The 21,979-nt window shown below is 69.8% G+C and carries 17 protein-coding genes, 2 tRNA genes and 2 pseudogenes; 9 read left to right on the top strand and 12 right to left on the bottom strand.

Going from position 1 to position 21,979, the window contains the following annotated elements:
• Positions 1-109 precede the first annotated feature (109 nt).
• From R2B38_RS28030 to R2B38_RS28015, 4 genes and pseudogenes are all read left to right on the top strand, one after another.
• On the top strand, positions 110-526 hold the full coding sequence (locus R2B38_RS28030; RefSeq protein ID WP_033282053.1) for a Fur family transcriptional regulator: 417 nt from the start codon (positions 110-112) through the stop codon (positions 524-526).
• Positions 527-677: 151 nt separating this feature from the next.
• Positions 678-1,478, top strand: a pseudogene (locus R2B38_RS28025) (ABC transporter ATP-binding protein).
• On the top strand, positions 1,475-2,338 hold the full coding sequence (locus R2B38_RS28020) for an ABC transporter permease (protein ID WP_318018721.1): 864 nt from the start codon (positions 1,475-1,477) through the stop codon (positions 2,336-2,338). The pseudogene R2B38_RS28025 and the gene R2B38_RS28020 overlap by 4 nt, the downstream one beginning before the upstream one ends.
• Positions 2,335-3,475 (top strand): annotated as a pseudogene (locus R2B38_RS28015) (ABC transporter substrate-binding protein). Before R2B38_RS28020 ends, R2B38_RS28015 begins: the two are co-directional and overlap by 4 nt.
• Before the next feature lie 49 nt (positions 3,476-3,524).
• Here the strand turns inward: R2B38_RS28015 and R2B38_RS28010 are convergent.
• From R2B38_RS28010 to R2B38_RS27995, 4 genes are all read right to left on the bottom strand, one after another.
• Positions 3,525-3,598 (bottom strand) — tRNA-Met (locus R2B38_RS28010).
• A 261-nt stretch (positions 3,599-3,859) separates the two neighbouring features.
• Positions 3,860-5,704: a tetratricopeptide repeat protein gene (locus tag R2B38_RS28005; protein WP_318018720.1), complete on the bottom strand. Its 1,845-nt coding sequence runs from the start codon at positions 5,702-5,704 to the stop codon at positions 3,860-3,862.
• 205 nt (positions 5,705-5,909) lie between these two features.
• A tRNA-Met gene (locus R2B38_RS28000) sits at positions 5,910-5,983 on the bottom strand.
• Positions 5,984-6,027: 44 nt separating this feature from the next.
• Entirely contained in the window at positions 6,028-8,970 is a 2,943-nt protein-coding gene (locus tag R2B38_RS27995; RefSeq protein ID WP_318021804.1) for a UPF0182 family protein, read from the bottom strand.
• A 174-nt stretch (positions 8,971-9,144) separates the two neighbouring features.
• Here R2B38_RS27995 and R2B38_RS27990 point away from each other — a divergent pair, with 174 nt between their 5' ends.
• Positions 9,145-9,687 (top strand): PPA1309 family protein, encoded by a 543-nt coding sequence (locus R2B38_RS27990; protein WP_318018719.1) that lies wholly within the window; start codon positions 9,145-9,147, stop codon positions 9,685-9,687.
• Between the two features lie 139 nt (positions 9,688-9,826).
• Here the strand turns inward: R2B38_RS27990 and R2B38_RS27985 are convergent, their stop codons facing one another.
• From R2B38_RS27985 to R2B38_RS27970, 4 genes are all read right to left on the bottom strand, one after another.
• Positions 9,827-10,924 (bottom strand): PDZ domain-containing protein, encoded by a 1,098-nt coding sequence (locus R2B38_RS27985; RefSeq protein ID WP_033282046.1) that lies wholly within the window; start codon positions 10,922-10,924, stop codon positions 9,827-9,829.
• Positions 10,925-10,977: 53 nt separating this feature from the next.
• Entirely contained in the window at positions 10,978-11,205 is a 228-nt protein-coding gene (locus tag R2B38_RS27980) for a hypothetical protein (RefSeq protein WP_033282045.1), read from the bottom strand.
• A gap of 67 nt (positions 11,206-11,272) precedes the next feature.
• A complete protein-coding gene (locus R2B38_RS27975) occupies positions 11,273-11,734 on the bottom strand; it encodes a molybdenum cofactor biosynthesis protein MoaE (RefSeq protein ID WP_033282044.1) in 462 nt (153 codons plus the stop codon).
• A gap of 201 nt (positions 11,735-11,935) precedes the next feature.
• Positions 11,936-13,048, bottom strand: a complete 1,113-nt coding sequence (locus R2B38_RS27970; protein ID WP_033282043.1) for an SDR family oxidoreductase — start codon at positions 13,046-13,048, stop codon at positions 11,936-11,938.
• 192 nt (positions 13,049-13,240) lie between these two features.
• Here R2B38_RS27970 and R2B38_RS27965 point away from each other — a divergent pair, with 192 nt between their 5' ends.
• Both R2B38_RS27965 and R2B38_RS27960 read left to right on the top strand, forming a co-directional pair.
• Positions 13,241-14,680: a zinc-dependent metalloprotease gene (locus R2B38_RS27965; RefSeq protein ID WP_318018718.1), complete on the top strand. Its 1,440-nt coding sequence runs from the start codon at positions 13,241-13,243 to the stop codon at positions 14,678-14,680.
• Complete coding sequence (locus tag R2B38_RS27960; protein WP_318018717.1) at positions 14,677-15,198, top strand: NUDIX hydrolase; 522 nt, start codon at positions 14,677-14,679, stop codon at positions 15,196-15,198. Before R2B38_RS27965 ends, R2B38_RS27960 begins: the two co-directional genes overlap by 4 nt.
• A 64-nt stretch (positions 15,199-15,262) precedes the next feature.
• Here R2B38_RS27960 and R2B38_RS27955 read toward each other — a convergent pair whose 3' ends face one another.
• The 4 genes from R2B38_RS27955 to R2B38_RS27940 form a co-directional block, all read right to left on the bottom strand.
• Positions 15,263-16,018, bottom strand: a complete 756-nt coding sequence (locus tag R2B38_RS27955) for an AIM24 family protein (protein ID WP_318018716.1) — start codon at positions 16,016-16,018, stop codon at positions 15,263-15,265.
• Between the two features lie 17 nt (positions 16,019-16,035).
• A complete protein-coding gene (locus tag R2B38_RS27950) occupies positions 16,036-16,716 on the bottom strand; it encodes an AIM24 family protein (RefSeq protein WP_318018715.1) in 681 nt (226 codons plus the stop codon).
• A gap of 11 nt (positions 16,717-16,727) precedes the next feature.
• Positions 16,728-18,404, bottom strand: coding sequence for a TerD family protein (locus tag R2B38_RS27945; protein WP_318018714.1), 1,677 nt, complete (start codon positions 18,402-18,404; stop codon positions 16,728-16,730).
• Between the two features lie 113 nt (positions 18,405-18,517).
• On the bottom strand, positions 18,518-19,114 hold the full coding sequence (locus R2B38_RS27940; protein WP_033282037.1) for a M48 family metallopeptidase: 597 nt from the start codon (positions 19,112-19,114) through the stop codon (positions 18,518-18,520).
• 219 nt (positions 19,115-19,333) lie between these two features.
• On the opposite strand from R2B38_RS27940, the gene R2B38_RS27935 reads away from it, so the two are divergent.
• Together R2B38_RS27935 and R2B38_RS27930 are read left to right on the top strand one after the other, a co-directional pair.
• Complete coding sequence (locus tag R2B38_RS27935; protein WP_318018713.1) at positions 19,334-20,560, top strand: TOMM precursor leader peptide-binding protein; 1,227 nt, start codon at positions 19,334-19,336, stop codon at positions 20,558-20,560.
• Complete coding sequence (locus tag R2B38_RS27930) at positions 20,553-21,941, top strand: ABC1 kinase family protein (protein ID WP_318018712.1); 1,389 nt, start codon at positions 20,553-20,555, stop codon at positions 21,939-21,941. The genes R2B38_RS27935 and R2B38_RS27930 overlap by 8 nt, the downstream gene beginning before the upstream one ends.
• Positions 21,942-21,979: the final 38 nt, after the last annotated feature.

The following is a 21,979-nucleotide window of genomic DNA, read 5'->3' as shown; positions in this document are numbered from 1 at the left end:
ACGGGCGATCGACCGACCGCTCCGAGCGGTTGGACCAAGTCCAAATCAAGCCCCCTTCCAAAGTCACACCTATTCGGGAACTGGTCAGCCTGCTGTTAAGCTGGCCTGCATGAGTGACCTTCTGGAGCGGCTGCGCGGACGCGGATGGCGGATGACCGCACAGCGACGCGTCGTGGCCGAAGTGCTCGACGGCGACCACGTCCACCTGACCGCCGACGAGGTCCACTCCCGCGCCGTGACCAAGCTCCCCGAGATCTCCCGGGCGACGGTCTACAACACGCTGGGCGAGCTGGTCTCGCTCGGCGAGGTCCTCGAAGTCTCCACCGACAAGCGAGCCAAGCGCTACGACCCGAACGCGCACCGCCCGCACCACCACCTGGTCTGCGCCCAGTGCGGCCAGATCCGCGACGTCCACCCGGACGGCAACCCGCTGGCCGACCTCCCCGACTCGGAGCGCTTCGGCTTCACGGTCTCGGACGTAGAGGTGACATACCGCGGGCTGTGCCCGAACTGCGCGAGCGCCTAGCAACTCCCTTCACCGGCCCCGGCATCCGTTCGCCACGGACGCCGGGGCTTTGTGCCGCGTACGGGCTTCCCGAATCTGACGGTCCGTCATATCGTCGTGCGGCACCCCCCACCCGCACCGACAGACGTACCGCCCTCCGCAAGGAGCAACCGTGGGAGACCCGCACCCAAAACTCCACGCCACCCAACTGACCCGCACCTTCGGCCGCGCGCCCCACCAGGTGGACGCCCTCGGCCCCCTCGAACTCACCGTCACCCCGGGCGAGTTCGTCTGTCTGGTGGGCCCGTCCGGCTGCGGCAAGTCCACCCTCCTCCGCATAGCCGCAGGCCTGCTGCGCCCCACCACAGGCACCCTGGAGATCCGCACACAGTCCCCCCGCCCGGCGGCCATGATCTTCCAGGACTACGGCATCTACGACTCGAAGTCGGTCAGGGCGAACGTCCGCTTCGGCCTGGACATCCAGCGCGTCCCGCGCCGCGAGGCGAACGCCCGCGCCACCGAGTGGCTGACCCGCCTGGGCCTCGCCGACTTCGCGCACGCCTACCCCGCGACCCTCTCGGGCGGCATGCGCCAGCGGGTGGCCATCGCCCGCGCACTGGCCGTAGAACCCGAACTCCTGCTGATGGACGAGCCTCCCCCACTGCCCTGAACGGGCGCGGGGGGACCCCCAGCCGCCCTGGACGCGCAGCTCCGCACGATCCTCCAGGACGAACTCCTCGGTCTCACCCAGACGTTGCACACCACCACCCTGTTCATCACGCACAGCCTGGAGGAGGCGCTGGTGCTCGGTGACCGTGTCCTGGTGATGTCCGCCCGCCCCGGCAGGATCATCGCCGAGCACCGCCCGCCGTTCCCCCGCCCACGCACCGGCGACATCCGCGACACCCCCGAATTCACCGCCCTGAAAAGCGAGTTGTGGGAGCTGCTGCGGAAGGAGGCGGTCCCGGCATGACCACCATCACCCCCGGCCGCCAGGAGTCGGTCCTGGTCCGCCGCCCCGGCCCCCACGAACTCCACCCCGTACGCACCCACCGCCGCCGACGCGCCCTGGAACTCACCCTCGCGGTGACCGTCCCCCTGACCCTGCTCCTCTGGTGGCAACTGGCCGCCGCCCAGGGCTGGATAGACCCCCGCGTCTACCCCTCCCCGTCCACGATCCTCTCCGACGGCTGGTCCAGGGCCGCGGCGGGCGACCTCTGGCCGGACGTCTGGGCCACCACCAGACGCGTCCTGGGCGGCTACGCGGTCGGCACGGCGACGGGCTACGCCCTGGGCCTGCTGATGGGCTCCCTGCCCCTGATCCGGGCGGCACTGGAACCCCTGCTGGACGCCCTGTACGTGGTACCGAAACTGGCCCTGCTCCCCGTCTTCCTGAACATGTTCGGCCTGGGAGAGGGCCCGCAGGTAGCCCTGGTGGCAACCACGGTCTTCTTCTTCGTCTGGATCTCGACGATGTCGGCGGTGGTGGCGATCCCCTCCGGCCACCGGGACGCGGGCCAGGTCTTCGGCGCCACGCCATGGCAGATGTTCCGCCACGTCCTCCTCCCCGCCTCCCTCCCGTCGGTTCTGGTGGGCGCGCGGATTGCGGCCGGCGTCGCGGCCTTGGTGATCGTCGCCTCGGAACAGATCGCGGCGACGAACGGCCTGGGCCACCTGATCTTCGACTCCCGCGCGCTGTTCGAGAACGACGTGATGTTCGTGGGCATCGTGTGCGTGGCGGTCCTGGGGGTCGTCTTCTCCGAACTGGTGCGGGTGGCAGGCCGGTTGCTCACACCGTGGGCACCGAGGGACCGAGGACGGGGCCAGTCGTGAGAAGGCGTGCGTACGGTGTTGCGGTCGTCGTGGCGACCTTGCTGACGTCGGCTGCCTGCTCGTCCAAGTACGGGGAGGATTCCGGGACTTCGGGCACGGCGACCGCGCACACCCGCACGGTCACACCGGTGGACGGCTGCGCCGGATCGTCCTGGACGGACCCGGCGGACCTCTCCCCCGCCCGCGTCCCGGCCCGCTGCGAGCCCCTCGCCCCCCCAACCCCTCCCCAGAACAAGGAAGTTGACGATCGCGACGGGAACGCTGAGCGCGGAGTACGTAGCCCCGCTCGAACTCGCCGTGGACAAGGGCGAGTTCAAGAAGGAGGGCCTGGACGTCACGCTCAAGGTCCTCCCGACCCCCGACGCGCTGCCACTGCTGGCCAAGGGGGACATAGACGCGATGTGGGCGGCCCCGGAGGCGGCCGTCATGAACGGCGTCAAGGGCGGCTTCGACATCAAGTGGGTCGCCGGCACCTTCTCACCCGACCCCAAGTCGAAGAGCGGCCTGTGGGTGAAGCTGAAGAAGCGCGAGGCGGCGGCGGACGTCCGGATGGCGGGCCGCAGGATGGGCACGATGATCGGCAAGGGCTCGGTGATCGCGTACCCCATGGAAAAGGCCCTGGCGACCCACGGCGGCGGCCTCGACAAGATCCAGTACCAGCAACTCGGCTCGGCCGACGTCCTCACCGCCCTCCAGAACGGCGGCGTCGACTCGGCCTGGCTCCTGGACCCGGTCTGGCGCAAGGTCGACGACAACCCCCAGTACGCCTTCCTCGGCGGCCAACCGCTGGGCGAGCCCCTGGGCGGCATGCTCTACGGCCCCAGCCTCCTGAACGACGACGTGGACGCCGGCGTGGCCCTCCTCCGCGCGTACATCCGCACGGTGAACACGTACTTCGGCGGCGACTACAAGGCGGACCCGTCCTTCGTCGCCTACCTCGCCAGACTCCTGAAGACGGACGAGACGGTCCTCAAGTCGACCCCGTCGCTCACGATGGACTGGGAGATCCGCGCGGGGACGACGACCCGGCTCCAGTCTGCGTACAAGGCGGCGGGCGTCTCAAAGGGCGCCCCACTCCCGGAGTCCCGAACGGTCGACCGCTCCCTCTACGAGGAGGCGGTGGGCCACCAGCCGTAGAAACACCGAGGGCCGGAACCCATTTCTGGATTCCGGCCCTCGGCCTTAGTAGCGGGGACAGGATTTGAACCTGCGACCTCTGGGTTATGAGCCCAGCGAGCTACCGAGCTGCTCCACCCCGCGCCGTTGTGATTGCAACGCTACGTCAGACGACCGGACAGAAGCAAATCGCTTATCAACCCAGGTCAGCCACATCCAGCCCGTCCAGCACTCACCTGCCGCCCCAGGCCGACTCCATCCACCCCATCCGGCCCCCACTTTTCAGCGCAGGCCGGCTTCACTCAGCCCGTCCGGCGTTTGAGGACGAGGCCGTCCAGGCCGAAGCGGGGGTCTGGGGGCGCAGCCCCCAGGGATGGGACGGGTAGGGGCGGCGGGGGCGAAAAACTACGCCGTCAGCTCCTGCCGCAACGCATCCCGCAACCGAGCCGCCCGCTCAGAAACCTCCCGAGGCCCCAGCGTCACCGCCCGATCAGCCCACCGCTGCCCCTCCGCCAACTCCCCCCGACGCGCGTACACCAGCGCCAACCGCAACGCAGCCCGCCCATGCCCCGCATCAGCGGCCCGAGCCCACCACACAGCAGCCTCAGGCTCACTCCCCTCCCGAGCAAGCAACAGCCCAAGATTGAAAGCCCCGTTACGAGACCCGGCCTCGGCAGCCTCCCGGTACCACCGAGCCGCCTCGACGACATCGCCCCGCGCAGCGGCCAGCATCCCGACCCGAACCTGCGCACGCCGATGCCCCTGAGAAGCCGCCCGCTCGTACCACTCCTCACACTCGGTCTTCTCATGCACCTGCTCACCCAGCTCATGCGCGGGCGCAGGCGGCCGCCGAGCATCAAGCACAGAGGCCAGCCGGTACGCGGCCTCCGCACTCCCCCCACCGGCCGCACACCGCAGATGCCGCTCAGCCTCCCGCTCATCGCCATCCCGAAGCCGAGCGATCCCGACCTGCAACGCCGCTTCCGTATGCCCGGCAGCAGCGGCCCGCTCGTACCAGGGCAGCGCAACACCTTCCTCGCCCCGCCCAGCGAAGAGAATCCCGAGGTTGAACGCGGCGTCCACGCTCCCGGCCTCGGCGGCCTTGGAGAACCACGGCTCGGCCCCGGTCGCGTCGCCGCCCTGAAGCAACAGCACGGCCAGCGCGTTGGCGGCCTCCCGGTGCCCGGCGTAGGCAGCCCGCCGGTACCACTGCTCGGCCTGCGCGTTACGCGCCTGCTCCGCGCACAGCAACCCGAGGTTGTACGCGCCGTTCACATCCCCCGCGTCCATCGCGGCCCGGTACCACCGCTCTGCGGTCTGCGTCTCACCGCGCTCGGCGTGCAGCGCGCCCAGCGCGTTGGCCGCGTTGCCGTCACCGTCCTGGGCGGCCCGGAGCCACCACACGGCGGCGCTCTCGGTGTCGCCGGCGTCGCGCAGCAGGAACCCGAGCGCGCAGGCGGCCCGCGCCTCTCCGTCCTTCGCCGACGTCAGATACCAGCGCCCGGCCTCCTTGAGCTCGCCCCGCTTCTCCAGGATCGCCCCGAGCTGCAGCGCGGCCCGCTGATGCCCACGCGCGGCGGCCTGCCGGTACCACTGCTCGGCCTCGTTGCCGGGATCCCCGGGGGCAGCCACAGCTCCGGGCGCCGACCCGACACCGTTGTCAGCCCCACCCTCGTACTCGTCCTCATGCGGCGCCTGCCGATCAAGCGCCCGCGCCAGCCGGTACGCGGCCTCGCGGTGCCCGCGCTCCGCGGCGGACCGCATCCACCGCTCGGCCGCGGCATCCCCGCGATGCTCCAGCAGATCGGCGAGCGCGTAGGCACCCAGCGCATGCCCCTGCTCGGCGGACTGCCGCAGCCAGTACTCGGCGGCGGGCTCGTCACCGCGCTCGCGGTGGTACCGGCCGAGCGCGTGCGCGGCGGCCGCGGACCCGGCCACGGCGGCGATCCGCCACCACCCGGCGGCGTCGTCGGTGTATCCGCGCTGGTGCAGCAGGACGCCGAGGTTGTTGGCCGCGGCCCGGTCGCCCTCGGCGGTGGCGGCACGCAGCAGGGGCTCGGCTCCGTCGAGATCACCGCGGCGCAGCAGCATCGCTCCGAGGACACTCGTCGCCTCGACGTCGCCGGCCTCTGCGGCGAGCCGTGTGCGTGCCTCGTCGACAGCCTCCCCGTCACCGGTCTCGTCCCGGTCGGAAGGCTGCACAAAACGCCCTGTATCCAACAGAGTTGCCTTGTCCCCCATAACGTCCATCGTCGCACCACCTGCAACCTGGGTACACCTGGTATACCGCAGCCAGTGAGGTCTCTACAGCGTTTTGTCGACATGCCCACAGAGAGACAACACAAACACGGTTCCACCAACTCGCCCCGGCGGCACGGCCGTCACCCTCGTCGGCACATGCGTTCGCACAGCGCGAAGGCCCGGATCCTTAGAGGATCCGGGCCTTCGCGATCAGTAGCGGGGACAGGATTTGAACCTGCGACCTCTGGGTTATGAGCCCAGCGAGCTACCGAGCTGCTCCACCCCGCGCCGTTGTGTTGCAACCGTACCACGGCGTGAGGTGGGGCTTTTCCCTATCCGCTGCTGGTACTACCGCTCGGACTGGGACTCGGACTACTGCTGCTCTTGCTACTGCTACTACCGCTGCCGGTCTTGCTCTTGCTCTTGTCGGCCGCGGCCTGCGCGTCCTCGGCCCGCTGCAGCGCGGACTGGAGATCCTTCTGCGCCTGCCCGTACGCCTCCCAGTCGCCCTTCTTCAACGCCTGTTGCCCGGCGTCGAAGGCCTTCTGGGCGTCGGTCAACGCGGCCTGGACCGTGGGGTTGCTGGACGTCGGTGGAGTGGTGGTCTCGTCCGGTGGCGGAGTCGTGGTGCTCTCCGCGCCGAAGACCTTGTTCAACCCCTCGTCCAGGGTGTCCTCGAAGGCGGTCTTGTTCCCGTAGGCCACCAACACCTTGCGCAGGAGCGGGTACTTGAGCCCACCACCGCGTACGTAGACGGGCTCCACGTACAGCAGTCCCCCGTCGAGCGGCACCGTCAGCAGGTTGCCGTACTCGATGTCGGAGTCGCCGCCCTTGAGCAGCTTGATGGATTCGGCGATGTCCTGTTGGGAGTTGAAGGCGCTCTGCACCTGTTTAGGTCCGCCGACGGTCGTACTGGTCGGCAGCTTCAGGATTCTGATCTTGCCGTAGTCCGGGGTGCCCGCCTCGGAGTCGACGGCCATGAAGGCGCTGAGGTTGTCTCTGCCGTTCGGTGTGAACGTCGTCGTCAACGAGAAGGCCTGCGCGGACTGGTCCGGCATCTTCATGCTCAAGTAGTACGGCGGCACCGCACTGTTGGACTGGTTCGTCGGGTCGTTCGGGACCTGCCACACCTCGCTGCCGCTGAGGAACGTCTGCGCGTCCGTCACGTGGTAGCGGGTGAGGAGTTCGCGCTGGACCTTGAACAGGTCCTGCGGGTACCGGAGATGGGCCATCAGCGAGGACGAGATGTCCTTCTTGGGCTCGACCGTGTTCGGGAACGCCTTCATCCAGGTCTTCAGGACCGGGTCCTCGGTGTCCCACTGGTAGAGCTTGACGGCACCGGTGTACGCGTCGACGGTCGCCTTCACCGAGTTGCGGATGTAGTTGACCTGGTTCTGCTGGGCCACCACCGCGCGGTTGTTGTTCGTCGCCGTCAGCGAGTCCGCCGTGGTGTCCCCGAGGGTCGTACGTGAGGCGTACGGGTATCCGTTGCTCGTCGTGTACGCGTCGACGATCCACTGGATACGGCCGTCCACGACCGCCGGATAGGCGTCACCGTCGATGGTCAGCCAGGGCGCCACCGCCTCGACGCGCTCCTTGGGCGTGCGGTTGTACAGGATCCGCGAACCCTCGCCGATGGCACCGGAGTACAGGATCTGCGGCTCGTTGAACGCCACCGCGTACGCGGCCCGGTTGAGCGGGTTGGAGAGGTTGACCCCGCTCTTGCCGGTGTAGCTGGTGGTCTTCTCGCCGCTGTCGTCGGAGTAGTCGATCTCCTTCTGGGGACCGCCGACGATCGAGTACGTGGTGGTCTTCTCGCCGTAGTAGATCTGCTGCTCGTACTTGCCGAGGTCACCCGTGGACGGCAGATCGGATTCGGTGAAGACCGGGCGGCCCTCGGAGTCGACCTCGGTGCCCTTGGCGGCCACCACGCCGTAGCCGTGCGTGTAGCGGAAGTGGTCGTTGATCCAGTTGTTCTTCGGGATGCCATTGAGGTTCAGCTCACGCAACCCGATGACCGTGTCCTGGTCCTTGCCGTCCTTGCTGTAGCGGTCGACATCCAGGTTGGTCGGGAACGCGTAGTAGTTCCTGATCTGCTGGAGCTGCTGGAAGGTGGGCGACACGACATTCGGGTCGACGATGCGGATGCTCGCCGTGGAGTCGACGTCGGAGCGCAGCTTGGTCTTGTCCTTGGTGGTGCTGGTCCCCGAGTACTCCGTGACCTTGGTGTCGTCGATGCCGTAGGCCTCGCGCGTCGCCTTGAGGTTCTTCTGGACGTACGGGGCTTCCTTGGCCTGCTCGTTCGGCTGGACCGTGAACTTCTGGACGATCGCCGGGTACAGGCCGCCGATGAGGATCGCGGAGAGCACCATCAGGCCGAAGCCGATGACGGGCAGCTGCCAGGTGCGCCGCCACAGGGTGGCGAAGAACAGCAGCGCGCAGATGACCGCGATGCAGAACAGGATCGTCTTGGCCGGCAGATACGCGTTCGCGTCGACGTACCTCAGGCCCGTCCAGTCACCGGTCGCCTTGAAGTCGCTGGATTTGACCGCGAGTCCGTACCGGTCGAGCCAGTAGGCCACCGCCTTGAGCGCGACGAAGATACCGAGCAGCACCGACAGATGTCCGGTGGCCGCGGCCGTCGCGCGCGCGCCCGGGCTGGTGATACGCAGGCCGCCGTACAGGTAGTGCGTCAGCGCGGCGGCGAGCAGCGAGAGGATCGCGGCGGCGAAGCCGAAGCCGAGCAGGAAGCGGTACCAGGGCAGGTCGAACGCGTAGAAGGACACGTCGAGGCCGAACTGCGGGTCCTTCTGGTGGAAGGGCACGCCGTTGACCCACATCAGCCAGACCCGCCACTGACTGGACGCCGAGGCGCCCGCGATCAGCCCGACGAGAGCCGTGATGGCCAGAAGCAGCCACTTCTTGTACGGCGCGATGCCCATCCGGTAGCGGTCGAGGCTCTGCTGCTCCATCGACATCGCGCTGAGCGGCGGGCGCAGGCGGTGCGCCAGCCAGATGTTCACGCCGACCGCGGCCGCCATCAGGAGGCCGAAGACGAAGAAGAGCCCGATCTTCGTCGAGAGGGTGGTGGTGAACACGGACGAGTAATGCACCGACCGGTACCAGAGCCAGTCCGTCCAGAAGCCCGCGAACATCGTGAACGCCATGCCGAGTACGGCAAGGACGCCCAGTGTCATGAGCAAAGTCCGGACGCGCCGGGACGGGCGGCCCACTCTGATCCGCGGCCCTGTCGGGCCTCCGCCGCGGTCCGGCATCTGGAAAGCCAAGGTGCGCACCTCGAAGTTCGCTGTTGGTCGCTGTCGTTGCGTCAGGTCCCCGGTGTCGGGGGCCCTCCGTAGCCCCGCGTGATCGCGGGCCCACACCTATGCAACTTACTCACCGTTTACTCGGTTCCCGATTCCGGCCATGAACGAGGCAGGATTGTGACCATGTCCAACACTCCCATGGCAGCGAACCCCCTCACCCGGGCCGTACTCGAGATCGACGAGTACGCCTCCGGGCTCGGCTGGGACCAGCCCGCTCGCCTCTTCGCCCTGGTAGACACCGCGCGGCTGCGGGCCCAGGAACCCGGCCTCGCGGCTCAACTCGGCCTGCGGGACGAGCCCGAGACCACTGGTCTCACCCCGATCGAGCAGGAGGAGATTCCGGCCGGAAAGCCGCTGGACGAGTTCCTCGGCACGATCGCCTGGCCCGACGCGGTGGCCGGCTGCGCGCTCACGGTCGAACGCCTGATGCTGCCGCCGTCCGCCGAGGCCTCCGTCCCGGAGGGCCTGAGCGGGAAGAAGCTCACCCAGTGGGTCGCCCAGCACCCGGACCGCCAGGAGGTCCGCATGACGGTCGCGGTCCTGCGCGACGGCACCCGCGACTCGGCCCTCCGCCTGCGCGAGAAGGACTCCCCCACGGAGGTCCTCACAGGCGGCGCCCTGGTCCCCGGCCTCGCGGAGGCCCTGTCGGCGACCTTCGAGGACTGACGCCGTCCGCTACGACTCCGGTTCCTCGGGTACGACTCCGGGGGCGCCCTCTGCTTGAGGGCGCCCCCGGAGTCGTAGCGAGGTCTTCTGAGCCGTACGCAAGGTCTTCTTTAAGAAGAGGCCTTGTTCAGCTCTTGGTTCAGCTCTTGGTGCTGCACTTCGGCAGGTCGTCGGTCTTGCCGCTGTTGATCAGCTTGAGGTCGCTGATCGCGTCCTTGATGGTGTTGACCTTGACGAGCCTGAGGCCACTGGGGGTGTCCTTGGCGGCTTCGGCGCAGTTGTCGGCGGGCGTCAGGAAGTACTGGGCGCCCTTGCTGCGCGCGCCGACCGTCTTCATCGAGATGCCGCCGATCGGGCCGACCTTGCCGGTGTCGTCGATCGTGCCGGTGCCGGCGATGAACTTGCCTCCGGTGAGGTCGCCCGGGGTGAGCTTGTCGTAGATGCCGAGCGCGAACATCAGACCGGCGCTCGGGCCGCCGACGTCGGCGAGCTTGATGTCGATGGTGAACGGGAACGTGTGATCGGTTCCGGCGGAGATACCGACGATGGCGCGCTTCGTGCCGGTGTCGTCGGAGGTCGCGGTGGTGATCGTGATGTTCTTCGTCGCGGTCGCCGTCTTGTTCGCCTTCACCGCGGCGGCCTGCTCCTTGGCGGGCACGATCGTGAACACGACGTTCTCGCCCGGCTTGTGCTTGGTGACCAGCTTGGCGACGTCGTCGGGCTGCTTCACCGCCGTACCGTCGACTGCCTTGATGACGTCACCGGCGTGCAGCTTGCCCTCGGCCGGGGTGCCCTTGACGACCGTCGAGACGATCACCCAGGACTTCACCGGGACGCCCAGCTGCTCCAGGGCGGCGACCTTGGCGCTCTCCTGGGACTGGCTGAACTCCTCGGCGTTCTCCTGGGTGGACTGCTGCTCCGTCTTGCCGTCCGGGTACAGCGTGTCGTGCGGGACGATCTTGTCGTCGTGAGCGAGCCAGCCGTACACGGCCTCGATGAGGTTCATGTTGTAGTCGGCGCTGGTGACCCGGACCGTCGTCATGTTCAGGTGACCGGTCGTCGGGTAGGTCTTGCGCCCGTTGATCTGCAGTACCGGCTCGCCGTCGTGGTCCCCGAGCGTGTTCACCGTCGGGCCCGGCGACATCTCCGCGTACGGGACGTTGATGAGGACTCCCGCGCACAGGAGCGCGATCAGCATCAGGGTGGAGGCGAGCATCGTCGCGGTGCGGCGTGGCATGGCACGACAGTACGGGACGCGTCTGTCAGCGCACCGTCAGGGCCGCCTTCCGATCATGTGCCGGAGTGGGACTTCTCCATGGCCTCGCGGAACCGGGCATAGCCGTCCAGTTCCGGGCCGTCGCTGCGCATCTTGCGGGTCCGGTTGGCCCAGCTTCCCCAGACGCCGGCACCTATCGCAGCCGCCAACGGAATCAACAACCAGGCGAGTGCCGCCATGCCGACCTCCCAACCCCGGATGAGTGAACTCAACTGACTGATCAGCAGATTAGCCAGCCCCACTGACAACGCTCATGCCCGGGGGGCGGTTACGCAACCGGAGGGCGGACGACGGGTGCGTGATCGTGCGTCAACAGGCGCCGACCCACTCCTCGGTGCCGTCGGAGAACTTCTGGTGCTTCCAGATCGGCACCTCGTGCTTGAGGTCGTCGATCAGCTTCCGGCAGGCCTCGAAGGCCTCGCCCCGGTGCGGACACGACACGCCGACGACGACCGCGAGGTCCCCGATGCCGAGATCCCCCACACGGTGGACGGCGGCCAGCGCCCGTACCGGGTACTCCGCGACGACCTTCTCGGCGACGCGCCGCATCTCGTCCTCGGCACTGGGGTGGGCCGAGTACCCCAGTTCGTCGACGTCGGCCCCGCCGTCGTGATTGCGCACGGTCCCTACGAAGAGGGCCATCCCACCGGCGGCGTCGTCCCCGACGGCCCGGAAGACCTCGTCCACGGAGAGCGGCGTCTCCCGGATCCCGATCAGCTTGATGGGATCCTGCGCGGCCTGCTCACCGGGATGGTCGATCGTGGGTGCCATACCTCCATCGTGCCGCACCGCGCCGACAGCGAGGAATAGCACTTTCACCAGGCACGCGCGTGGGGGGACTTGGAGCCTTCTACAGGGGCGCGATTTACGGGGGCGGGGTCGGACTTCGCGGGAGCGGGGTCTGGGCGTCCCGGATGTGCGGGGATTCGTTTTACGGCAGCAAGGCCGGGGTGCCCCGGACGTGCCCGGCCGTCAGATCCGCCGCCGCGCCTTCCGTGCCCGTCGTACGACCGCCGCCGCGCCCAGCAGCGCGACCGTCGCGCCCGCGGCACCGGCCGCCGTCGCGTCCTTGCGGCCGAGCCGTCGTCCGACGACCGTGTGCCGCCCGGAGACCTCCTCCAGCAGTTCCGCGAGCACTTCCTCGTTGGTCCACTGCGGCCGCCAGCCCGCGTCGTGCAGCCGGCTCCCGCTCACCACCCAGGGGTACATCGTGTACGCCAGGTCACCCGCCGGGGACGGGGTGAGCCCGATGCGGTGCAGCCGGGCCGCCGCGCCGAGCGCGACCGCGGAGGGCAGCTCCATGCGGCGGATCCCGCTGAGCTCCTCGACCTCCTCCTGCTCCAGCCACCCGTCGCAGCCGACGGCCAGCTCGCCCTCGACCTTCTCCAGGACGGCGTACTCCAGGGCGCTGCACAGGTCCTCGACGTGGCAGAACTGCCAGGCGGGCCGCGACCCGGCCACCACCAGCAGCCGGGGCGACTCGAAGTACCTGGTCAGCGCGGTGTCGGTGCCGCCGACGAGCACTCCGGGGCGGACGACGGTGACATTGAGCCCGGGATGCGCCCGGGGCGCGCGCCGTGCGAGGCGCTCGACCTCCAGGAGGTCGCCGACGCCGGTGGCCTCGGCTGTGGCGCGCAGTTCGGCGTCCTCCGAGAGCGGCAGTTCGTTGTCGGGCAGCGCTCCGTAGACCATCGCCGAGGTGCACAGCACGACCCGGTGGACCCCGGCCGCGGCCGCGGCGGTGAGTACGGTCTGCGTCCCTCGCACGTTGTACGCCGAACGGGCGGCCGGGTCGGTCTCCAGGTCGAGATCGAGCGCCAGATGGACGACGACGTCCGCGCCGCGCAGCTTCTCCGCGATGGCCGGATCCCGTACGTCGAGGATGTGCCACTGCGCCGCCGCGCACTCGCCACGCCGCTCGTCGATGGCGATGACCTGCTTGATCTCCTCGGAGGCGGCGAGCCGCTCGGTCAGCAGCGCCCCGACCCCGGACGCGGCGCCGGTGACCGCGACGACGGGCCCGCGCACGGCGGGACTGGTTGAGTGGTTTCGCGCTGCGCGAACCTGCGGATCTGGGGAACTCACCGGGCGTCTCCAGCGGTTGTCTTCAGTACGGATGCGCGTGACGCGTCCGGACCAGGTGGCATCCATCCTGCCGCAGGCCGGGTCTCGGCGAAGCACTGAGGCCCGATCGGCCCGCGGTGTCTACGCTGGGTGGTGTTGAAGGGCAGTCGTGCCGTCGGAGAGAACCGGCGGCCTTAACAGCCGAGGAATCCCGTGAGTGACACCCCATTCGGATTCGGCCTTCCGCCGGAGGAGCCGGACGACGGCGACGAGGGCAAGAAGAAGGACCAGGAGAGCGGTGGTGGTCAGGGACCGGCCAACCCGTTCGGATTTGGCGGCCTGCCAGGTGCCGGGGGCTTTGGCGGCCCCGGCGCGGACAATCCGCTCGCAGCCATGTTCGGCTCGCTGAACCCCAACGACCTGGGCGCCGCGTTCCAGCAGCTGGGCCAGATGCTCTCGTACGAGGGCGGCCCGGTGAACTGGGACATGGCCAAGCAGATCGCCCGCCAGACGGTCTCCCAGGGCACGCAGGACGGCGTCAAGGACGCGAGCATCGGCCCCGCCGACCGCAGCGCGGTCGAGGAGGCCGTGCGGCTGGCGGACCTGTGGCTGGACGACGCGACCTCGCTGCCGTCCGGCGCCGGCACCGCCGTGGCGTGGTCCCGCGCGGAGTGGGTCGAGGCGACCCTTCCGGCCTGGAAGGAGCTCGTGGACCCGGTCGCCGAGCGCGTCGGCGCGGCCATGGGCGACGTCCTGCCGGAGGAGATGCAGGCCATGGCGGGCCCGCTGATCGGCATGATGCGCTCCATGGGCGGCGCCATGTTCGGCACGCAGATCGGGCAGGCCGTGGGCGTGCTCGCGGGCGAGGTCGTCGGCTCGACCGACATCGGCCTGCCGCTCGGCCCGGTCGGCAAGGCCGCGCTGCTGCCGCTGAACATCACGGCGTTCGGCAAGGACCTGGGCGTCCCCCAGGAGGAGGTGCGGCTCTATCTCGCCCTGCGCGAGGCGGCCCACCAGCGCCTGTTCGCGCACGTGCCGTGGCTGCGCTCGCACCTGTACGGCGCGGTCGACGGGTACGCGCGCGGGATCAAGGTCGACACCGCCAAGCTGGAGGACGTGGTCGGCCAGTTCGACCCGGCGAATCCGGAGCAGCTGCAGGACGCGCTCCAGCAGGGCATGTTCCAGCCGGAGGACACCCCGGAGCAGAAGGCCGCCCTGGCCCGTCTGGAGACGGCTCTGGCGCTCGTCGAGGGCTGGGTGGACGCGGTGGTCCACGCGGCCGCGAAGCCGCGTCTGACGTCCGCCGACGCGCTGCGCGAGACCCTGCGCCGCCGCCGCGCGACGGGTGGTCCCGCCGAGCAGACGTTCGCCACGCTGATCGGCCTTGAGCTGCGCCCGCGCCGGCTGCGCGACGCCTCCCGTCTGTGGGCCTCGCTCACCGACGCGCGCGGTGTCGACGGCCGGGACGGCCTGTGGGCCCACCCGGACATGCTGCCCACGGCCTCCGACCTGGACGACCCGGACGGCTTCGTGCACCGCGAGCAGATGGACTTCTCCGAGCTGGACAAGATGCTCGGCGAGGCGGCGAGCGGCACCGCGGAGAAGCCGAACCTCACGAAGGACGAGGACTCCAAGGACGACGACACCGAGTGAGCCTGTACGACGACGCGGTCCTCGTACTGAAGAGCTACGAGGACCAGACGGACCTGCGCCAGGCCTACGTGGACCACCTGGCCGCCCACCCGGACGGCATGTGGAAGTCCTGCCACGCCGGGCATGTGACGGCGAGCGCCCTGGTGATCGACCCCGAGCAGGGTCGCGTGCTGCTCACCCTGCACAAGAAGCTGCGGATGTGGCTCCAGATGGGCGGCCACTGCGAGCCGGAGGACACCTCCCTGGAGGCCGCGGCCCTGCGCGAGGCCACGGAGGAGTCCGGCATCACCGGCCTCACCCTGCTCGCGGGCGGCCCGGTCCGCCTCGACCTCCATGGCATCCCGGCACCGTGCCACTTCCACTACGACGTCCAGTACGCGGTCGTGGCGCCCCCGGGCGCCGTCCAGGAGATCAGCGACGAGTCCCTCGACCTGCGCTGGTTCGGCTACGACGAGGTGGCGGCCGTAGCGGACGAGTCGGTGTTGCGGCTGCTGGAAGCGACGCGCGCCAGGCTGTGAAGGCCGGGGACGTGTAAGGGGCGCTCGCGATGGCGGGCGCCCCTTACGTTGGTTTTCCGGACGGTCAGCTCCAGGCGTTGCCCTGGTTCTGCGCGTGGGCGCCGTGCTGGCCCATGCCGAACTGGGCGGCGACGCCCTGGCCGATCGCGGCGTTCTGCGGGGGCAGGAGTTCGCTGGGCTGGACGAGGGCGTAACCGCTGCCCATGAAGCTCAGCTCCCAGCCCTCACCGGTGTTGCCGCGGCGCCGCCACACCCCGGAGGAGTGCGTCTGGGCCTGCATCTGGACGCGCAGACCGGTGGACCAGGCGACGATGGCGTCGGCGTCGCAGTTGACGTACTTGTCGGGCGTGACCTGCATCATCAGGGGCGCGCCCGAGGTCATCAGGGCGACCTTGCCGCGGCCGGTGATGTTGAGCTGGTACTTCCCCGAGCCGGAGATGCCGTACTGGCTGTCCACGGCGATGACCTCGTGGTGCAGCGAGGAGTCCATCGCCAGGACGTAGCTGCTGTCGACGGTCAGGCCGTCCTGTTCCACATCCACGACGTGGATGTGCTGGGCGAGGTTGGCGAGGAAGACCGTGCCCTGCCCGTGACAGCGCATGAGGCTGAGGCCCTCGCCGGTGGCCGCACGGGCGTAGGCCTGCTGGGTGTTCTGGTACTCGGCGTCGAACTCGACGAGCCCCTGGTAGGCGACCATCGTGCCCTTGCGGGCGAGGATGTCGTCGTGGCCCTCCAGGACGATGCGCAGCATCTGCTTGTTCTGGAGGCTGTAGCGGTCCTGGGACTGCGAGTCGTTGAACGCGAAAAGCGGGCTCTGCATGGTGTCGTGTTCCCCCCTCAGCCCCGGAACCGGAGACGGTCGGTGCTGTCCTCGCTGGGCTGGACGACGACGATGCCCGTCCCGGAGAAGGCCATCTGGTAGGCCTCGCCGCTGCCGCGCCCGATGAGCGACTGCGCCTTGAAGCTGCGCTTGCCCTTCACCTTGAGGTTCGGGGACCAGGCGACGAGCGCGTCAGGGTCGACGTAGGTCTCGTCCTCGCCACCGCCGCAGTCGACGACGATCGGCTTGCCGCGGGAGGTCAGCGCGACCCACCCCTGGCCGCTGATCTTCGTGTTCCACAGGCCCTGGCCGGCGAACTTCGCGAGCCCCTTGACCCGCTCGACACCCCAGGTGAGGGACGTGTCGAAAGCGAGCAGGTTGGTGGCGTTGACGGAGATCCCGTCGCCGTTGAGGTTGATCACGACGACGTCCGCGCCGTAGTCGGCGAGGTAGAGCAGTCCGTCCCCGGAGCACTTCATCAGGGGCGCGCCCTCCCCGGTCATCCAGTCGCGCGCGATCTGGCGCACGGCCGGCGGGTTGGGCTCGTACTGGATGAAGCCCTCGTAGGCGATCATCGAGCCCACGCGCGCGAAGAGGTCGCTTCCGGTCTGCATGGCGACCTTCAGCATGTTGTTGCCGTGGTTCTCCATGCGGGCGGAGACGGGTGCGGGGGCGTAGCCCGCGAGCGGCTGGTTCATGACGGGCTCCCTCAGACCTCGTACGGCTGGACGACGATGAAGTTTCCGGGGGCGGCCCGGAACTGCAGGTTGACGCTCTCCCCGGTGTCTCCGGGATACGCGTTGCGGCGCATCCGGACCTGGCTGGAGACGATCACCTGGGCGGCGGCGGACCAGGCGACGACCGCGTTGCAGTCGGCGAACGTGGTCGGCGTGACCGGCAGGACGACGGGCTCGCCGTGGGTCTTCACGACGATGGTGCCCGTCCCCTGGAACTGCATCGTGAACAGCGCGCCCCCGGGGATGCCATGTCCCTCGATACGTCTGACCTCGTACTGGAGGCTCTCGTCGAAGGCGAGGACGTTCTCCGCGGAGACGCAGATCGCGTCCCCCTGGAGCTCGACGGGGTGCAGGTTGGTGGAGTTGTCGGCGAGGAACACCTGTCCCTGACCGGTGCAGCGCATCAGCTGCATCTCCTGGCCGGTCGCGTTGCCCACGAGCCGGCCGGCGAATCCGGCGCCCTTGTAGCCGAAGTCGACCTTGCCCTGGTAGAGCACCATGCTGCCCTGGCGGGCCAGTACGGGCTGGCCACCGATGCCGAGGTCGACGCGGATCAGCTTCTTGTTCTGCTGCGTCCAGCGCTGCCCGGTGGGCGTCTCCTTGAACTTCTCCAGCGCGGCCGACACACCGGCGCCCTGGGGGGAGCCCGACGGCACTCCGTAGGCGGCTGCCTGCCCCGGGATCTGCCCGAAGGGGGGCTGCTGCTGCCCGTACCCAGGAGGCGCGGGCGGCTGGCCGTAGCCAGGGGGCGGAGTCGGCTGACCATAGCCGGGCGGCGGGCCCGGCGCGTGCGGAGCCTGGGGCTGCGCATAACCGGGCGGCGGAGGCGGGGTCTGGCCGGGGGCCTGCTGTCCGTACGGCGCCTGCGGCTGGCCGTAGGGCGCGGGCACGGGACCCGGGGGCGGCACAGTGCCGGCGCCGGGCGGGGGCATGGGCGCGATGATGGTCGGCGCGGCATGCACGGAGGGCGCGGGCGCCGGCGGGGGTGTGTACCCCTGCGCGACGGGCTGGGGGGCGGGGGCCGGAGCCGCGGGGGCGCCGAACGCGGGCGGGGCGAAGCCTGGGGCGGCACCGGACTGCGGCGGCGCGGGCTGGGCCTGCTGCGGCTCGGGCGTCTCCTCTTCGGCGACCTCGCCGCCGAAGTTCTTCAGCAGCGCTTCCAGGCCGCCGTCGAAACCCTGGCCGACGGCCGCGAACCGCCAGACGTCCTTCAGGTAGAAGTCGCCCAGCATCACGGCGCGCTCGGTGGTGAACTCCGAACCGTTGAACGAGTAGCGGGCCACCTCCTCGCCGCCCGCGACGATACGGACGTACCCGGGAGCGATCTGCGACATCTGCCCGGCGCCGTCGAGCGTCGCCGTGAACGCCAGCTTGTGGATCTGCGGCGGGATCTTGTCGAGCGTGACCCGGAAGGACTCCGAGTCGCCCGCCTGGGCACCCAGGAGCTGGATGGACTCCTCGGGGGACTTCGGCTGGTTGAAGAACACGAAGTACCGGTCGTCCGAGAGCCGTTCCTCGGCGTCGAGGCCGAAGCAGCTGATGTCGAACGTCAGTCCGGGGCCCGTGATCTGCACACCTACGTACAGATCCGTGCCCGCGGTGAGGTCACTGATCTTGGCCTTGTGGCCGCGTTGGAATTCCCTGGCCATGCGTAACGACCGTCCCCCATCCCGATGCAAGTGAGTCGCGCCAGGCTAACGGCAATCACTGACACCGGAGGAAGTCGGTACAGACCCGGTACACAATCCCCCACAAGAGGGCCTCACTCGTCGCGGGCACCCGGCGGATGGGGCAGCCGCTCGGCCGCGACCACGCCTTCGAGGTAGCCCTTGGCCCGCTCGGTGCGCGGATACGCCTCCAGGAGCCGCCAGAACCGCGGCCCGTGTCCGGGCACCAAGAGATGCGCCAGTTCGTGCAGCAGCACGTAGTCGACGACGTACTCGGGCATGCCCTGCAACCGGTGGGAGAGGCGGATGCTGCCCTCGGAGGGCGTGCAGGAGCCCCAGCGCGTGTTCTGGTTGGTCACCCAGCGCACGGAGGTGGGCCGGGCGCGGCCGTCGAAGTACTGGGCCGACAGTCGCTCGGCGCGCTCGGACAGCTCGGCGTCGCCCAGCACGCGTTTGCTTTCCTGGGCGGCCAGCTTGTCGAGCATGACGGTGACCCAGCGCTTCTCCTCCGCCTCGGACATGCGGGCGGGGATGAGCACGACGGTGCGATCGCCCTCGCGGTACGCGGAGACAGTTCTGCGCCGACGCGCACTCCTGCGGACCTCGATCGCGCTCGCCCCCGAGCCGCCTGGCGGCTGGCTCGTCGTACTGCGCTGTGGTTTTCCGGCGCTGTGCAGTGGGTCGGCGGGCACGCCACGACGTTACCCTCTGCACACGCGGGAAGTCCCGCCCCTGGGACGGTTCGGTGTCGATCCCCCACCGAGCGTTTGATTTGTACGACGAATCCCCACCGCCTGTGGACAACTTTCGGCACCCGAAGGCCGGACCGTGCACGCTGGCATGACCGGCGGAACACCGACCACTTTCGCCGGCACACGGGACGTACTTCCTAGGGGCTACGGGGGCCTGTCATGCATCCGATGGTGAAGCCCGCGCTGCGGCGCGGCTGGCGCGATCTCCACACCGTGCAGTTCGGGATGACACCGGCGCACGCGCTGACTTTGGGCCCGATGGACACGGCGACGGGCAATTTCCTGGACCTGCTGAACGGCACGCGCGGGCTGCCCCTCCTGCGCGAGGAGGGCCGGCGGATGGATCTGCCCGAGGGCCAGGTGGACCAGCTGGTGGAGGGGCTGACGCACGCGGGACTGCTCGACGACGCGAGGGGCGGCGGGCCCGCGGCCGATGCCCTCCGCGCGAAGAAGGACGTCCTCGACCGGCTGCGCCCGGACCTCGCGTCGCTCTCCCTGATCACCGGCGAGCCGGGCGAGTCGATGGGCCGTCTGGCGGCGCGTCGCGAACTGCGGGTACAGGTGAGAGGCGCGGGCCGGGTGGGCGCGGTGCTGGCCGCGCTGTTGTCGGGCGCGGGCATCGGCGAGGTCGACGTACGCGACGGCGGCCGCACCGAGCCCTGGGACGTCGCTCCGGGCGGGCTGCCCACCGAGGCGGTCGGCGAGCGCCGGGACGAGGCGGCACGCCGCGCGGTACGCCGGGCGGCACCGGACCGCCCACCCCGCCGGACCTCGCGGGCCGCGTCGGAGGAGAGCGACCTCGGTTTCTCCCTGGTGATCCTCGCCCCTCGTGACGATGTCGCCGTGTACGCGCCGGACCCGGCCGCCGCCACGGGCCTGATCGTCTCGGGGACCCCCCATCTGTACGCGGGTGTCGTGGAGGGCACCGGAGTCGTGGGCCCGCTGGTCCTGCCCGGTGAGACGTCCTGCGCGGGCTGCCTGCACCACGCGCGCACCGACCGCGATCCGACCTGGCCGCGTCTGGTCGCGCAGTGGCGCTCCGGCAGACAGCCGCAGGTACGGCCCTGCGACCTGACGCTGGCCACGACCGTCGCCGGGCTCGCGGCCGCGCACGCGCTCGCTTTCCTCGACGGGCGGTCGCCGTCGAGCGCGGGCGCGCGGTGGGAGGTCTCACTCCCCGGTCTGCACTGGCACGCGCGACCGGTCTGGGCGCATTCCGGCTGCCCGTGCGGAGCCGCGGAGAAGGGTACGAAGAAAGGTAAGGAGGGACACACCTCTACGGACGAGGATCGACACGCGACAATGGGAGAGGACCGGCCGTCGAGGGATGTGCGCCGTAAGGCAGACTCGGCCCGGCCGGCCGGGACTTGGAGGGCGCATGTCTGATCTTCCCCGCAAGGCGGTCACCCGCACCGCCAAGCTCGCCGCGCTCCCGCTCGGCTTCGCCGGGAGAGCGACGTGGGGGCTCGGGAAACGGATCGTGGGCGAGTCCGCGGAGATCGTCGGCCGCGAGCTGCAACAGCGCACGGCGGAGCAGTTGTTCAAGGTGCTCGGCGAGCTCAAGGGCGGTGCGATGAAGTTCGGGCAGGCGCTGTCCGTCTTCGAGTCGGCGCTGCCCGAGGAGGTCGCCGGTCCCTACCGCGCCGCGCTGACCAAGCTCCAGGAGGCGGCGCCGCCGATGCCGACGCGCACCGTGCACGGTGTGCTGGCGGAGCGGCTCGGCGAGGACTGGCGGGAGCTGTTCCTGGAGTTCGAGGACAAGCCCGCGGCGGCGGCGTCGATCGGCCAGGTGCACCGGGCGGTGTGGCACGACGGCCGTGAGGTCGCGGTCAAGGTGCAGTACCCGGGCGCCGGCGAGGCCCTCCTGTCCGACCTGACCCAACTGAGCCGATTCGCCCGCCTGTTGGGCCCGCTCATCCCCGGGATGGACATCAAGCCCCTCATCGCCGAGCTCCGCGACCGGGTCTCCGAGGAGCTGGACTACGGCCTGGAGGCGCAGGCCCAGCAGGCGCACGCGGAGGAGTTCGAGGGCGACCCGGACGTCGTGGTGCCCGCCGTGGTCCACCAGTGCGACCAGGTCCTGGTCACGGAGTGGATCGACGGGATCCCGCTGTCGGAGGTGATCGCCGACGGCACCGAGGAGCAGCGTGACCGGGCAGGCCAGCTCCTGGCCCGCTTCCTCTTCTCCGGTCCGGCCCGCACGGGTCTCCTCCACGCGGACCCGCATCCGGGCAACTTCCGTCTGCTGCCCGCCGACCCGGACGGCAAGGGCGACTGGCGTCTTGGCGTCCTGGACTTCGGCACGGTCGACCGCCTCCCCGGCGGTCTGCCGACGCCCATCGGCGACTCCCTGCGCATGACCCTCGACGGCGACGCCGAGGCGGTCTACGAACTGCTGCGCGCGGAGGGCTTCGTCAAGGAGTCGATAGAGCTGGACCCCGACGCCGTCCTCGACTACCTCGTGCCGATCATCGAGCCGGCCCAGGTCGACGCGTTCACCTTCAGCCGCGGCTGGATGCGCAGCCAGGCGGCCCGTATCGCCGACCCCCGCTCCCCCGCCCACCAGTTGGGCAAGCAGCTCAATCTGCCTCCGGCGTATCTCCTGATACACCGGGTGACATTGAGCACAATCGGCGTGCTGTGCCAGTTGGGTGCGACGGTTCGGCTGCGCGATGAGCTGGAGGAGTGGCTGCCGGGGTTCGTACCGGAGGACCCGGACGAGTACGAGGAGTACCTGGACGAGGAGGATCCCGCAGCGGAGGCGTGAGCCGGGCCGCGGCTGGCGCGAGTCGGGCCGATGACGGC

The sequence above is a fragment of the Streptomyces sp. N50 genome, assembly GCF_033335955.1.
Classification (GTDB): Bacteria; Actinomycetota; Actinomycetes; order Streptomycetales; family Streptomycetaceae; genus Streptomyces.
This window is presented reverse-complemented; position numbering and strand designations above follow the sequence as displayed.